At 59.8% G+C, this 14,412-nt stretch carries 11 protein-coding genes and 1 pseudogene; 7 read left to right on the top strand and 5 right to left on the bottom strand.

The genetic code is table 11. From position 1 onward, the window contains the following. The first annotated feature begins 128 nt into the window (after nucleotides 1-128). Nucleotides 129-1,124: a bile acid:sodium symporter family protein gene (locus LH390_RS08355; RefSeq protein WP_227281748.1), complete on the top strand. Its 996-nt coding sequence runs from the start codon at nucleotides 129-131 to the stop codon at nucleotides 1,122-1,124. On the opposite strand, the gene ulaA is transcribed toward LH390_RS08355, so the two are convergent. Then, entirely contained in the window at nucleotides 1,057-2,646 is a 1,590-nt protein-coding gene (gene ulaA, locus LH390_RS08350; RefSeq protein WP_227281749.1) for a PTS ascorbate transporter subunit IIC, read from the bottom strand. The genes LH390_RS08355 and ulaA overlap by 68 nt on opposite strands. A gap of 3 nt (nucleotides 2,647-2,649) precedes the next feature. After that, entirely contained in the window at nucleotides 2,650-3,480 is an 831-nt protein-coding gene (locus tag LH390_RS08345; RefSeq protein WP_227282721.1) for a PTS sugar transporter subunit IIA, read from the bottom strand. Nucleotides 3,481-3,863: 383 nt separating this feature from the next. Between LH390_RS08345 and uriT the strand changes: the two genes are divergently transcribed. From uriT to LH390_RS08325, 4 genes are all read left to right on the top strand, one after another. Next, entirely contained in the window at nucleotides 3,864-5,216 is a 1,353-nt protein-coding gene (gene uriT, locus LH390_RS08340; RefSeq protein WP_227282722.1) for a uridine transporter UriT, read from the top strand. A 4-nt stretch (nucleotides 5,217-5,220) separates the two neighbouring features. Beyond that, nucleotides 5,221-6,177, top strand: coding sequence for a uridine-preferring nucleoside hydrolase UriH (uriH, locus tag LH390_RS08335; protein WP_227281751.1), 957 nt, complete (start codon nucleotides 5,221-5,223; stop codon nucleotides 6,175-6,177). A 1,765-nt stretch (nucleotides 6,178-7,942) separates the two neighbouring features. After that, complete coding sequence (locus tag LH390_RS08330) at nucleotides 7,943-8,704, top strand: hypothetical protein (protein WP_227281752.1); 762 nt, start codon at nucleotides 7,943-7,945, stop codon at nucleotides 8,702-8,704. Between the two features lie 24 nt (nucleotides 8,705-8,728). Continuing rightward, on the top strand, nucleotides 8,729-9,043 hold the full coding sequence (locus LH390_RS08325) for a hypothetical protein (protein WP_227324259.1): 315 nt from the start codon (nucleotides 8,729-8,731) through the stop codon (nucleotides 9,041-9,043). 142 nt (nucleotides 9,044-9,185) lie between these two features. Here LH390_RS08325 and LH390_RS11690 read toward each other — a convergent pair whose 3' ends face one another. Next, complete coding sequence (locus tag LH390_RS11690) at nucleotides 9,186-9,578, bottom strand: transposase (RefSeq protein WP_428845008.1); 393 nt, start codon at nucleotides 9,576-9,578, stop codon at nucleotides 9,186-9,188. 37 nt (nucleotides 9,579-9,615) lie between these two features. Between LH390_RS11690 and LH390_RS11685 the strand changes: the two genes are divergently transcribed. Continuing rightward, nucleotides 9,616-9,894 carry a hypothetical protein gene (locus tag LH390_RS11685; protein ID WP_227282732.1) on the top strand — a complete coding sequence of 93 codons (279 nt, stop codon included), beginning with the start codon at nucleotides 9,616-9,618 and terminating at the stop codon, nucleotides 9,892-9,894. 77 nt (nucleotides 9,895-9,971) lie between these two features. Here the strand turns inward: LH390_RS11685 and LH390_RS11680 are convergent. Together LH390_RS11680 and LH390_RS08305 are read right to left on the bottom strand one after the other, a co-directional pair. Continuing rightward, nucleotides 9,972-10,460, bottom strand: a pseudogene (locus LH390_RS11680) (IS110 family transposase); the annotation flags it as partial. A 2,680-nt stretch (nucleotides 10,461-13,140) separates the two neighbouring features. Then, complete coding sequence (locus tag LH390_RS08305; RefSeq protein ID WP_227281755.1) at nucleotides 13,141-14,055, bottom strand: ribokinase; 915 nt, start codon at nucleotides 14,053-14,055, stop codon at nucleotides 13,141-13,143. Nucleotides 14,056-14,194: 139 nt separating this feature from the next. On the opposite strand from LH390_RS08305, the gene LH390_RS08300 reads away from it, so the two are divergent. Beyond that, complete coding sequence (locus LH390_RS08300) at nucleotides 14,195-14,344, top strand: hypothetical protein (protein ID WP_227281756.1); 150 nt, start codon at nucleotides 14,195-14,197, stop codon at nucleotides 14,342-14,344. The last annotated feature ends 68 nt before the right edge of the window (nucleotides 14,345-14,412 follow it).

The raw sequence follows: 14,412 nt of genomic DNA, 5'->3' as shown, positions 1-14,412 counted from the left end.
GAGTACTGCACCGCGCACCGCCTGCGCAAGCACCACGCCCGCGCATCCGCACGCACACACGGGCACCACCCCCGCGCAGCCGAGCCGAAAGACCGAGAGACCTCAAGAGAAGGAAAAGAGCACCAGACGTGACCCAAACGAACCTCGATCCCGCCCTGGAGACTGACCGTTCCTCGCGCCTGGTCATCACCGCCTTCCCGGTGTTCATCCTGGCGGGTACGGTCATCGCCTTGCTCTTCCCGGCGCCGTTTGTGCCGCTGACCGGCCATATCACGGAGTTTCTCATCCTCATCATGTTTTCCATGGGGCTGACGCTGACGCTGCCGGACTTTGCGCTCATTGCCCGCCGGCCCACGCCGGTGATCATCGGGGTGATTGCGCAGTTTGTCATCATGCCGCTGCTGGCGGTGGTGGTGGCGTGGGCGTTGCGGCTCAATCCGGCGCTGGCGGTGGGGCTGCTCATGTTGGGCTCGGTGCCGGGCGGGACGTCCTCTAACGTGATCGCGTTTCTTGCGCGTGGGGACGTGGCGGTCTCTGTGGCCATGACCAGCGTGTCTACGCTGATTTCTCCGATTGCCACCCCCATGCTCATGCTGGTGCTGCACGGCACGCGCACGGATGTGGATGGTCCGGCCATGGCGCTGTCTTTGGTGCAGACGGTCCTGGCGCCGGTCATTGGTGGGGTGGTGGTGCGCTGGCTGGCCGGGAAGTGGGTGGATCGTATCCTGCCGGTGTTGCCGGTGGTGTCCATCCTGGGTATCGGCGGGGTGGTGTTTGGCACGGTGGGTGCCAACGCGGCGCGGCTGTTGGACGTGGGTGCCATTGTCATTGTGGCGGTGGTCATCCACAACGTGGGCGGCTACGTGTTGGGCTTTCTTACTGGCCGGATCTGCCGCCTTGATGAGCCGGTGGTGCGCACCCTGGCCACGGAGATTGGCACCCAGTCAGCCGGGCTGGCCAGCGGGATGTCTGCTCGTTTTTTCGCCCCGGAGGCGGCCCTGCCCGGCGCGGTGGCGGCGGTGGTGCACAACATCACCGGGGCGATTTATGCTGCGATTATGCGCCGGCGTCGCCTGCCAGCTGCGTCGCGGGCGGCGGTACCGGAGCCCCGCGCGGGGGCGTAATCCGCGGGTGGTTGTGCTGCTTGTTCGCGCCCTCCGTCGCATCCTGTGCCGCTCCAGCACCGGCACCAGCAGCCGCGCCCGCGCCGAAGGTTGCCCCGCGCCCGGGTGCGGGATCCCAGGGGGTATCAACCAGGCGGTGCTGGCACAGCAGGCCCAGGCCGAGCACGGCCAGGCCCACCACTGCTACGGCGGCGGGGCCAACCCAGCCGGGGGCGGAGGCTGCGGCGCTGACCAGCAGGCCCATCCAGCCGAAATCGGCATCGCCGAAGGTGGTGTTCTCTCCGGCGAAGGCACCCAGCGCGTTGATGAGGAAGGCCGGCAGCAGGGTGATGATCAGCCCGTTGGTGGCCGCGCCGAGCACGGCCCCGCGGCGCCCGCCGGTGGCGTTGCCAAACACGCCGGCGGCACCGCCGGTGAAGAAGTGGGGCACCAGGCCGGGCAGGATGAGCGCGGCGCCGAAGGCCGGCTGGAGCCAGACGCTGAGCAACGCCAGGCCGATGAGCCCGCCGGTAAAGGAGGAGATGAACCCGATGAGCACCGCGTTTTGCGCGTAGGGGAAGACGATCGGGGCGTCGAGAGCCGGGATCGCGCCGGGCACGACCTTGGCGGCGATGCCCTGGAAGGCGGGGACGAGTTCGCCCAGAATGGTGCGCACGCCGAAGAGGATGACGGCCACGGCCACGCCGAATTGCAGGCCCTGGGTCACCGATTGCATGAGGTAGTTGCCCAGCCCGGTGGCGCCGTTGTCAAAGGCTCCGTAGGCCTCCTGCGTGCCGGCGCGCACGACGAAGATGATGGCCAGAATCACATACATCAGCGCCATGGACAGCGCGGTGGCCACCATGGAGTCGCGCAGGAAGCGCAGCCCGGAGGGCAAGGAGAGTTCTTCGGTGGAGCGGGACTTGCGCCCGACCAGCGCGCCTACCGCCCCGGAGGCGACGTAACCAAGCGTGCCAAAGTGGCCGATGGCCACGGAGTCATCGCCGGTGATCTTGCGGGTAAATGGGTGGGCGATGGCAGGCAGGGAGACCATGAGGATGCCCAGTAGTGCCGCACCCAGCCCGACGGTCAGCCAGGAGTTGAAGCCCGCGGTGGCCAGGATGATGGTGAGCATGGTGGCCATGAACAGCACGTGGTGTCCGGTCAAAAAGACGTAGGACAGTCGCGTCAGGCGGGCGAGCACCAGGGAGATGGCAAAGCCCAGGATCATCAGCCAGGCCACCTGGGAGCCGTATTTGTCCTGCGCGATGCCCGCAATCGCCTCATTGGTGGGCACCACGCCGTGGGCGCCGGTGGCCCCTTGGATCATCACGCCGAGCGGTTCGAGGGAGGCGGTGACCAGCCCGGCGCCGGCTCCGATGAGCAGGAATCCCAGGGTGGCTTTCAGGGCGCCGCCGATGACGTCGCCGGCGTGGCGACCCATCGCGGACAGCCCCACGGCGGTGATGATGCCGATGAGGAACGCAGGCACGGACAAGAGGTCGTTGACAAGGAACTGGAGGAAGGAACTGACAGCATCCATGGGTTAGGCGTGCTCCTGCTGATCGTTGGGGTTGAGGGCATCAAGGTCGTAGAGGCCGCGCAGGGCGCTATCAATTTCGGCCCGCGAGGTGAAGTTGGCGATCACCGCCACAGGCACACCCACCTCGCCGAGGGTGCGCGCAATCTCACCGGAGGTCAGGATGCAATCTGCCTGGGACGCGCGCCCCTTCGCGGAGATCGTGTCGGTCGCCTCCACAGAGATAAACGGCGCCCACCCCCACTCGTCGAGCACGGATTCGAGCGTGTTCTTCAAAAATAGGGAGGTGCCTAGCCCGTTGCCACACACCGTCAGGATCAGGCGGTGGTCCTCGCCACCGCTTGTCGACGCCCCCTGTTTCGCCCCCTTGCCCGCACCCGCAGCGGTGCGCGCCGCCTTCGGCTCGAGCGCTGCGCGCAGCTGCGCGGGGGTGGCGGCGGCGTCGAGAAGCGAGCGCCGGGAGGCGAGCAGTTTGGACAGCTGCGCCAGCGCCCGGGTGTGCGCCTTGTCATCGGTGGCGCACAGCCCCACCACCAGGTCAACCGGGTCATTGTCCGGGTGCCCAAAGACCACCGGCTCCTCGAGCCGCAGCCAGGATAGGGCCGTGCGGTTGACCGCTGGGCTGGGCCGGGCGTGGGCGAAGGCGAAGCCGGGGGCGATGACAATGTACGGGCCGTGCTGTTCCACCGACGCGATCATCTCCGCGGTGTAGTCGGCGCTGGCGGCTCCGGCCTGCTCAAGCAGCTCGCCGGCGCGGGTCAGCGCCTCGCGCCACGTGCCGGCCCGACCATGCAGGTCGATGGCGGCATCGTCCAAAAGTTGTGAAAGGTCATCCATATAGGTGATACTAATGTAGCGCGAGGCATAAGGGTAGATGGCCTTGAGCGCGTCGCCCAATGGGCTAGAGTAAGTGCTCATGGAGACCTAGAACAACGGCAGTCCCGTGGGACTGACACCGGCAGAGGCCCGGGAGTTTGACCACCTCGTCGCAGTTTTCGAGGTCACCGACGAACACCTGGTGGATGCCCGCCTGCTCCCGCGCATTTACTCCAGCTAAGCTGCGCGCGCCGGGGAGTCACTTGATGCGCTGGCGCGCGGACCTTCGACAAGACCCAAGGATGTCTGTTGCCGTGAACACTTCCCCCGCCGCCGCGGAACCCGATCTAGGCCCCGATACCGCCCTGCGCCCCGGGGCCGCCGCGGCCCTCGTGACCACCCTCATGGTGGCCGTCCTGGCCTTCCAGCTCAACGCTTCCATGCTCTCCCCGGCGCTGGCCACCATGGAGCGCGAACTAGACGCCACCACCGCGCACATCGGGCTGACGCAGACCGCGTTCTTTACCGCTGCCGCGCTTTTCTCCCTGTTCCTGCCGCGCTGGGGCGACCTCATCGGCCGGCGCCGCGTGCTCACCGGCATGATGGCCGTCCTGGCCCTGGGCTGCGTGCTGGCCGCCCTGGCCCCCAACGTCACCGTGCTGGCCATCGCCCGCATCATCCAGGGCGTGGCCGGGCCCACCGTGCCCATGGCGCTGATCATGCTGCGCGTCCAGGTGCCCCGCGATAGCCAGTATGCCGTGCTCATGGGCGTGATCACCTCCGTCAACGGCGGCATCGCGGGCGTGGATGCCCTCGCCGGCGGTTGGCTGGCCGATCACCTGGGCTTCCGCTCCATCTTCTGGGTCATCGCCGCATTCGCCGCCGTGGCCACCGTCGTGGTGCACGTGGGCACCAAGGAAACCACCGCCCCGCAGACCCCGCCCATGGACTGGAAGGGCGTGGCCCCGCTGGTGGTGGCGCTGGCCGCGCTGCTGACCGCCTTCAACGAGGCCGGCAAGATCGCCGAGGCCAACTGGTTGTTCGTGGTGGTGCTGCTGGCCGTCGGCGCGGCATCCTTTGCCGTGTTCTGGCGGGTGGAAAAGACCGTCGCCCACCCGCTGGTCAGCGTGGACTACCTGGTCCAGCGGCGCACCTGGGCGCTGCTGGGCACCACGCTGTTGACCATGACCGGCGTGTTCGCCGTGACGAACGGCCTGATTCCCAACCTTGGGCAAGATAGCCAGGTGGGCGCGGGCATCGGCGCGGACGCCATCTCCTGGGTCACCCTCACCCCCTACGCGCTCGTGGGCCTGGTCATGGGGCCGATCTCCGGGGCGCTGGCCGCGCGCATCGGCTACAAGCTAGTCCTCCAGATCGGCCTGGTGGGCACCGTCATCGGACTGGCTGTGGGCCTGTGGGTCGTCGGCTCGCCGACGAAGGTCTCCCTGCTAGTCATCTCCCTGCTCGTCGGTATCACCTACGCGGGCATTTCTAACATCATGCTCAACGGGTTGGGCATTGTGCTCTCCCCGGCGGCGAACCCCGGCTACCTGCCCGGTATGAACGCCGGCGCCTTCAACCTCGGCGCCGGGCTGTCCTTCGCGGTGCTCTTCGCCGTGTACTCCGCCACCGGCTACCGCGGCGGCATCATCACCGGCATGATCATCCTGGCATGCGCCCTGGTCATGTCCACCCTCATCCCGCGCCCCGAGGCGCTCACCGACACCGTCGGTGCGAACACCCCTGCAGAAAGCTAGAACCATGAGTACTGATACCCAACCCCGCAGCATCATCCTCGACTGCGACCCCGGCCACGATGACGCCGTGGCCATCCTGCTCGCCGCCGGCAACCCCGCGATCGACCTGATCGGCGTAACCACCGTGGGCGGCAACCAAACGCTTGCCAAGGTCACCCGCAACGCGCAGATCGTCATGACCATCGCCGGGCTTAACGGTGTGCCCCTGCATGCCGGATGCACCCGCCCCCTGGTGCGCGAGGTAGAGGTAGCCGAATCCATCCACGGCGAAACCGGCATGGAAATCGAGGGCTTTGAACTTCCCGAACCCACCGTGCCCGTAGCCGAGGACCACGCCGTGGACTTCATCATCGAGCAGGTCATGAGCCGCGAGCCCGGCACCGTCACCCTGGTTCCCACCGGGCCGTTGACCAACATCGCACTCGCGGCGCGCAAGGAACCCCGCATCGTCGAGCGCGTCCGCGAGGTCGTGCTCATGGGCGGCGGCTACCACACCGGCAACTGGTCCGCGGCCGCCGAGTTCAACATCATCGTCGACCCAGAAGCCGCGCACATCGTGTTCAACGAGCCCTGGCCCGTGGTCATGGTCGGCCTGGATCTCACCCACCAAGCGCTGGCCACCGCGGAGGTCGAGCAGCGCTTCGCCGCCCTGGGCAGCCAGGCAGGCGACTTTGTGGTAGGCCTGTTCGGCTACTTCCGCGAGTCCTACCGCGAAGCCCAAGGCTTCGACGACCCGCCCGTCCACGACCCCTGCACCGTCGCCTACCTCATCGACCCGGACGTCGTGCAGACCGTGCCGGTGCCCCTCGACGTCGAACTGCGCGGCGAACTCACCGTGGGCATGACGGTTGCCGATTTCCGCGCACCCGCCCCCGCCGACTGCCACACCAAGGCCGCCACCACCCTCGATCACGGGAAGTTCTGGGACCTGGTGGTCGACGCGGTGGCGGCGCTGGGGTAGTGAAGAGGGGATCCGAAAGAGCCGCGGGCGGAGAACGGCGGATACTTTGCGCGGGGATCCTTGCGGGATAGTTCATCGCAGGTCTGGTAATTACTCAAAGCAATAAAATGGCCACTTGCGGGTTGTTAGCATTTCTAGCTTGATTGATGAATGGAAATACAGGTAGTCTTTATCTTGCATACTAGAAAGAAATGCTGAATATCTTAAGCTGGTAGAACGAATATCCTCCTGCGGTGTATATATCGATGATTTATAGGGTTGAGTTGGTTTTTTTGAAAAGGGTAATGGCCGTGTATCTGTTCCGGTCTTCCAGTTTCTTTTTAATTCTTAGTTGTTAAGGTTAGGTTTCTACTTCTATGTAGGGGTAGGGGATGGCACAAATAAGCCACCAAATAGATTTGCGACTCGTTAAGGCGGCCGTTGCCGAACATTTGCGGGTCTTCTGACTTTACGCGGTGACTGTCGTCTGGGTCTGCATGAGCAGAAGGGGGGCGGTGTCAAGATCTTTTCGGTTCACGGAGTAATAGGGTGTTTTCAGCCAAGATTGTAACCCCGAGGGCTAAGTCTAATGAGGGATTAAAGGTTCTAAAATAGACTATATTTGCGTCGGGACTTAAGTATTCTATTGAGTGTATGGAACTGTCCGGGCCGGTCTTTTAGTGTGCCAGCTGTGATGTGAGTTCCTTTGGCAATTCTAACGTTGTAACAGATAGGCTTCCTCTCGTCGCAATTGATATGATTCAGGTTTGGCAGGGATTAACTGTTCTGCCTCCATTGCAGCGATTCAACTGTAGTCCTCTTGCAGGGCTACAGGCTGCGGGCCTTGTGGATCTTGGGAGTGAAGGCAGGGACACCAGCTAACTGCGATGCGTCTAGACTCATTGCGCAGAGATCTTCTGGCGCAAGCTTTTTGACGAGCGGAAAAACCCCTTCGGCGGCAAATTGTCCTTCGACAAGTACGTTGCTGAAGGCCGTGGCATCCCGTTTTCCTGCCGCAGAAGGTACCACCGTCCCAGTTCACGCAAGGCTTCGGCAGCCTCCGGCTGATATTTTCAATTTACCACGGCCGATCCGTTCTTTACGCATTCATTTTTCAAACGCGGCTATATTAAACCCGAATCTTTGAGCTGCCGAATTCAAAGAAATGCTCAGACTTCTGGCAAGATCGACGCGCACCACTTCGTCAGGAAAGTCCTTTGTATATATCTTGGAGGGAATTAATCCGTGTCGCCCGGTACCAATAATAGCCAAGTCAGTTCTCGCTTTTCCATGCGACATACCCGTCGGGAAGCAGACTTGAACAGTGTGGGCAGAGCTTTTACGGTATAATTGGCGGTAGCACCTGATGTGCCAGGCTGAGCCTGCCGTGAAACTTCCTGCCTCCTGCCAAGCCTGTAGATCTGTGTTCAGGTTAGGGATTTGTTTCGATGGACGGAAGAAGTACAATTGAACTCCTGTGTTGAGCAAAGGACTTGCATGTTGTGCAAGACCGTGGTGCCACCAACCAGCCTCATGCACTCTCCAACACGAAGGGTCGAGAATCTTAGAAATCGATGAGAGTGATGTCCTGGCGGAAGGTTGCTCATAAAGATGACTGCCCGTGCTAAACCCGCTGATCAGCGAATACCCCAGAGGGGAGCCGCACCCCCATGTGGGGGTGCGGCTTGCTATCCTCTGCATCGTCTGACCACAGCCGGTAGCATACGGAGGTGCATCGTACGTAGAGAAGTGAAAGGAGACTCGCGATGCACATTCATCAGAAGTGATGGCGCTTTTCGTTGCCCTATCCGTATTCTTCTCGCCCCTAGAGGCATCTGCGGTGGCCAATACCGGTGACGCAGCTGATCGGATCGCACGCGTGGCACAACGTGAGGGCGTTTCGGGGTATAACGTGGACTCTATCAGCCTTGACAGCGGTACCGAGGTCGACTGGCAAAGTGACGACGAGGTCGACTTTCTCACCTACGGAGATGCTGAAAAGTCAACCATCCTATTCGGAAAAGAGGGTGGAGATGTATTTTCTTCGAAGTTCTCTTTCGATGGTAAAAAGCTTGAAATAATCAGCGGTGAAAGGGTGCTCGTTCGAGATGCTGCAAGCGGAGAACCGGAGGCTCTAATTCTCGCCCCCTGGGCTCGTACGGAGTCGGGAGTGGATGTGCCGACGTACTTCACTACGCAAGGAAATACCCTAGTGCAGACGGTCGAGGCTACTGGGTTTGATGGTGATTATATCGTCGCGGACCCCCAAATACGGGACGTTCGCCACAACGGGAAAAAAGTGGGCCAAGATTTGGTAATCAGCCCCAAGGATTGGGCAGTGATGAGTGCAGGTATGGCAGCATGTCGGGCGTACATTAGCAAGCTTCCGCATCCAGCAGCAAAGGCTGCAGGAGTGTTTTGTCGCGCAGCCCTTGACGCGGCCGCCGTCGCTGGTCCAGCTTTCACCGATGGCAAGTGCCTAGCTATTCGTGCTCTTGGGCCAGCCGATGGAATCAATGTAGTCTTCCCCTACCGAGTGGATTGTTAAATGCGAGCATCTATCCTGAATACCTTGTCAGTAGTCGTCTATTTAGGACTTATGATTTTTTTCCATGGCTGGGTAACCGGGATAGATGCTACATTCCTCATCGTTCTGACAATTTTCCCCATAATTCCACTTTCCGTTGATTTTAACAAGCGGCAGCCACGCGTCTATACCTCTTTCATCCTGAATGTTATTTCCTTGAGTTCAATGGGCATGTTTCCCGAGTTGTCCAGTTTGATAAATGGGGATTATCCGCTCGTTTTATTAATTGTAGCCAACATTGCTTTACTTTTTTTGATCCCATTCCCCAAGGTTGCAAAGAAAAAACCAGACACGCAATAGTTGAAGATGAACGAAGGTTGTGCTCGGGCCGGTCTGATGGTTACTTCGTTAATTCGGGGGCCCCTATCGGGGTGTCAAGTCGTTGGGTACATCGCGGTCAGGTACCGCGGTGAGAGGGTGAACCTCAGGGTTTCGAACATGCCTAACAGGCGTCTGGGACTCGGCCTGGACGCCTGTGGGGGCTAGGGGTTTTACGCTGCTGGGGCGTTTTTGTGGGCGGGATTTCTCGGAAGAACTCTCTTCTCGTGAGCATTGCGTAGATGATGTTGCATCGGCGGCATGCCAGGCACATGGCGGCTGCGTTATGGCGTTTTCCTCCCTCACGTTTTCGCTGGTAATACTGCCTCGATGCTTCGTGGCAATGTGAGGCGATCCAGGCTGACCTTAAAAAGGCGTTCTTTAGCTGCCTGTTGCCCGACCTAGATGGCGATTCGCTATGAATCGAGGTTCCAGATCGCCTTGTGATCGGTGCAACGCCTGCATAAGAAGCCCGGCGGGTCGCGTCTTTAAAACCTGAGCAATCGCCAACACACATGAGGATCCTCGCCGCAATCTTGATGCCGATCCCTGGCATGGACATCAAGATTTCGAAAAAGAGGGAAGGCATCGAGCATCCTTTCTACCTCGTTGGATATTTCCTTACGTTGTTGCTTGAAAGATATGATGTTGGCTGCCAGCATCGGGATCGTTTTCTCGATCGCGTGCGTACCGGGTACCACCACCGTCTGTTCGGCAAGAACCTGGAAAATCCGATCAACCAGTGGACTCTAGTCACTGCGGGAGCGCTTGTTGATCCAAGATCGCACCCGGGGCTTTCCTTACCCGGCCTATTATTTGTTGGACCGCCGTAGTGTTCTAGCAGGTCACGTGTTGCGCAGCGCTGAGTTACATCACCGGAAAAGACCCTTTCGAGTGCGGGATGGATCTGCAGGACAGCGCTGCGTAGACGGTTAATCGAGCGGGCGCAATCGCGGGCGATATCGTCGTCGTAGCCGGGGAGAACTTTCAATGCAGACAGGGTTTCGTTGTCGTGATCAACTTCGGGTAACGTGCTTGGCAAGACTCGGGCTGTATCTGCGATGATGAAGGCATCTTGTATGTCGATTTTTGCCTTACAGGGATGCAGATCGGCTGCTGTGCGTATGGCCAGACCGAAGGTAGCCGACGGCACAGTTGCAATCACGGGCGACCACAACGGGTAGTGCCCCGATGGTGTTTGGTTGAGCGTCAACGATGAGAACACGGCCGTGTTGTCGCAGCTGTGTGACAAGCGCTCGTAGGCGTTGCTCGTCTTGTGGAAGTAGTTTGGTTTGTTGAGGTACCGCTGTGTGCCATCGGCAGACAGGGCGCAACCGTGGTGTCCGGTTTTGCCAACCGCTAAGCCGAGGAACGCGTCGATGTGGGTGGTCTCGTACATGAGCCATCCTTTGGGCCTTTTTGAGAATAGCAGGAATAAACGATCGCAAAGCCAAGACGCGGTTAGCGGAAACCCACGCCTGCGATGAGACGTTTTACGGCAAAAAATGCCGGGAGCCACGTCCCTATTGGCCGTCAAGTCGCGTCCTGGTACCCCGGTGACATCACTCCCCGGATCATTCGAACAGACAGGGCAACATAGCCATGCCGGCGCCAGCGACCTGCCCCGAGCCTAGGAGTTAGCCCGGGACACCAACAACGGTAACGGGCTTGCCGATAAAAGTTAACAAAGTTTTAAAAAAAGGGTATCGAATTAAGGGTTAAATTGAGGCTCTCCTCTATAACTGCCAAATATAGGAGTGAATAGCCCGGCAAAATAGAGTCTGGTTATAAGTATTTCGGCTATGGCTGCTCCCGGGTTTATGGTCTCCAGATCAGCTTGTTTGATGGAACCATTTAGTGGGTGTCTTTTGAATGAGACGTTACATGTTGGGTTGCGCCAAAGGGCCGCTGGACGCCAGCAAGAACTCTTGGGTGCTGTAAGCTGAATTCCTAGGGTGCGGCCGTGTAGATGGCTGCTGGCTGTCACTTGGGGAGTGACTGGAGGTTCGACCGACGACTTGATTATCGGCCTTTGGTGTTGGGGAGCGCCTGAGGCGGGTTGATGCTGTCACGGTCTTGCACAACATGCAGGCCCCCTGTCCAGCACGAAACTACAGTTGTGAACTCTCCATGCATCGGAGAAGCCCCTACTCTAAATACGGACCTGCAAGCTCGTCAACGACACCATGTGGCACCGACGATGTTGGAGCTGATGATAACAACTACCGCGGTGAACGCGAAACAACGGTCCTGTAAATAAGCCCGGAAGATTTCGCCTACCACTTCCCCGGCTGGCGGGGGGTGGAAGGCGCAACTACTGGAACCACATGATACGCAATCACACAGATCGTACCGGTTGTCAGCTAGTAGAGAATTCTCTAGTTCAGTTTCGCGCGATTCACCCGCATAAACATCGAGTGGGTGCGCTGGATCCTTCGGACTAAAATGCGTCTGCACGTACCGTTACGGCATCTTTACCGTTGGGTACTGCACTGGTTTTGTAACGGTTGGGGCCAATGCTACCAATACCAGGTAAATAAATAAAGGCCACCGTCCTTATCGCGACCCGTCTGACTTGATTATTAACAAGACCCGGTTAGCCTGCTTGCACAGGGGTTTATGGGTTCGTTTAGACCGGGAAGAAGGCATCGACGCTGGTGGGCGCGCATTGAGCCATATTCCAGATAATACGCCCCTTTTCGAACTTCCTCGCATATAAACGTGGCCTTTACCACGTGGATCAACAGGTCTGGGTATGCCACGCTGATTGATGTTGGGATAGGGACCTGGCGGCTTGCACACTCATGAGCGGGTTCTAAAAGTAGAATTTCTAGCAACCGGCACACATACGACCCTGTGGGTGATTTAAACACAGGTGATTTCATCGACTCAAAATTTACATGGTGCGTTGGGATGAGAATCACGACTCACGCGTTTTCAATGACTTTCGCGGGCTGGTCGTTTGGTAACCGCCCCGAGACGTTTAATTCTATGTTTCACGCCTGCGACTACTGTCGGCCTAGCGGTTCTTATCTCGGCCCAACTGACATATTCACGACTTAGAGGGTGCCAAATACTACGGTTTACGTAGATAGATTAGGTAGTGGGAGTGACTTTGATGACTTCTGGCAAATTCCGTCGGTTAAATTGTCTTTGATGGGATTCTACACGTTTCTTAGCGTTAAGGTAGCTGCATGAGGAGATGAAACTAGCTTCACGCTCGGAGTTTGCGTCCGCAGATGGCTTCGAATGTGAAACGATTATTGTAATTTTCGCTGAACTTGATCATTTCCGACGTTGCGGCTCGAGTTGTGGTTCAAAAGGCGGAGGCGGATTTCAATATCCCGGTGGTATCTCGTAGTTTTCGAACATTACGGCTCAGTCACGCGTTCTCTGCGATGACTTTTGCTCACTACGCTTGACTGAATTGCCACCCTGCGGGCGGCCCACACGCACTAACGTTCGGTGTACCATGGATCATCCAGCTTCGGTGCTATTGTCTGGCACGCTGCTTGCAAAGAAGCCTTCCGTGCTACCGTCTGATCCTCTGCCAGCCGGATCGCACGATCTTCTGCTGAGTGCTCAAACACTTTGGTATGATGCCTATTCTTCCTGTCTATTCAACCGAAGCAGCCTCAAGCTACCTCAGAACGCTGCAGGGCCTTAATGGTTGAGTTGGTCGGCACTGTGTGTAAAGGCCCGCCCAAGGGGCTTAGTCGAACTTCGCCGGGTGGAGGTGGACATGCACCTTCGGTGCGAGGACGGTCCCGGTGTTCTTTGATCTTGGGACGCCCAACAGGCCGGTCGGATCTAAATGTGTCAGACTCGACTGCCGTGGAAAGTTGCCCGAAGCTTGTGTAACATAGAACACTATTGCCTGCGGTCGCTGTTTCGTTCAGGAGGGTTACAATCTGCGCTCAATCCACGCGAAATGTGAAGAGCCACCACTGGAGCATTTAATTAATTATAACTGCTGGGGAATATCCTGCCTTCATAGATATACAACTGGTTTTATCCTATGCTGTGTCGCTGGCGAATATTTGGCATTTCGACTGAATTGATAATGATAACGCGAGTTTTTAGGACACCTCTGGCAGCGGTACGTCGGCGGCCGGGTAGGACGCCTGCGCGCCGCGGTAGGTCGTGGAGTAGGCGCCGACGCGGGCGGCGTGGTGGGCGGCGTCGATAAGCGAATCTCCCGCGGTGAGCCGGGCGACAAACGCACCCGCGAACGCATCGCCCGCGCCGGTGGTGTCCACCGGCTGGACGCGCGGCGTGGGAATGGGGGTGGTGCCCTCGGCCGTGGCCACCATTGCGCCGCGGGCGCCGAGGGTGAGCACCACGCTGGGGAAGCCGGCGTCGATAAGCGCCTGCGCCATGGCGGACGGGTCCTCTCCGTCGGCGGGCAGCGGGGCGCCGAGCTGTTCGAGAACAAGCGCGGCCTCGTGCTCGTTGGCCATGAGCGGGTCGGCGCGCAGCAGGGCATCGCGATCCACCGGGACCACCGGGGCGAGGTTGACCACCACCCGGCCGGACGCCAACGCTACCGCGCGGGCGAACCCGTCGGCTGGGATCTCGCCCTGGAGGAGCACCACGCCGGCCTCCCGGATCGGCGCCGCGTGTTCGGAGACGTAGTCGGCGGTCACGGTCGCATTGGCCCCCGGAACCACGATGATGGTGTTCTCGCCGTCGTCGGAGACCGTAATCACCGCAAGGCCCGTGGTCTCATCTACCTCGGCGACGTGGTCCATGGACACGCCCGCGGTGTGGAGATGCTCGGTGGCGGGGGCGGCATAGGCATCCGAGCCGACCGCGCCAACCATGGTGACGTTCGCGCCCTGCAGCGCCGCCGCGACGGCCTGGTTGGCGCCCTTACCACCGGCGGAGATCGTGCCCCCGGAGCCCATGAGCGTCTCTCCGGGATTGGGGTGGCGGGCCACCCGGACAGTGAGGTCCGCATTGATGGAACCAACTACCACCACATTGTTGTTCATGCTGCTTGGGGCCTTTCTTTCCGCGGGGAGTGCACATCAAGGGTAGCGCACGGTGGCGGTAAAAGCGGGCCCGTAGGGGAGGGCGGTGGGAACCGCAAACCTCGCCCGCAGAGAGGAAGGCGAGTTACAGTGGGGAACTATGAATTTACGGCTGAGGGATATTGCGCTTTCCGTTGCCGCGTTGATCGCTATTGGCGTTTTTACCCGCGACGTCAAGACCTTCATTATTCTGTCGCTTTTGATCGCCGCATGGTTCCTGGCGCTGCGCTGGTATTACGGGAGGAAATAGAAAATCCTGGGATCCTCGCCAGGAGGAATGAGGATCCCAGGATACGTCGCGCTAGAGGTGGCGGGGCA

It is taken from the genome of Corynebacterium uberis, from assembly GCF_020616335.1.
In the GTDB taxonomy this organism is placed as follows: domain Bacteria; phylum Actinomycetota; class Actinomycetes; order Mycobacteriales; family Mycobacteriaceae; genus Corynebacterium; species Corynebacterium uberis.
This window is presented reverse-complemented; position numbering and strand designations above follow the sequence as displayed.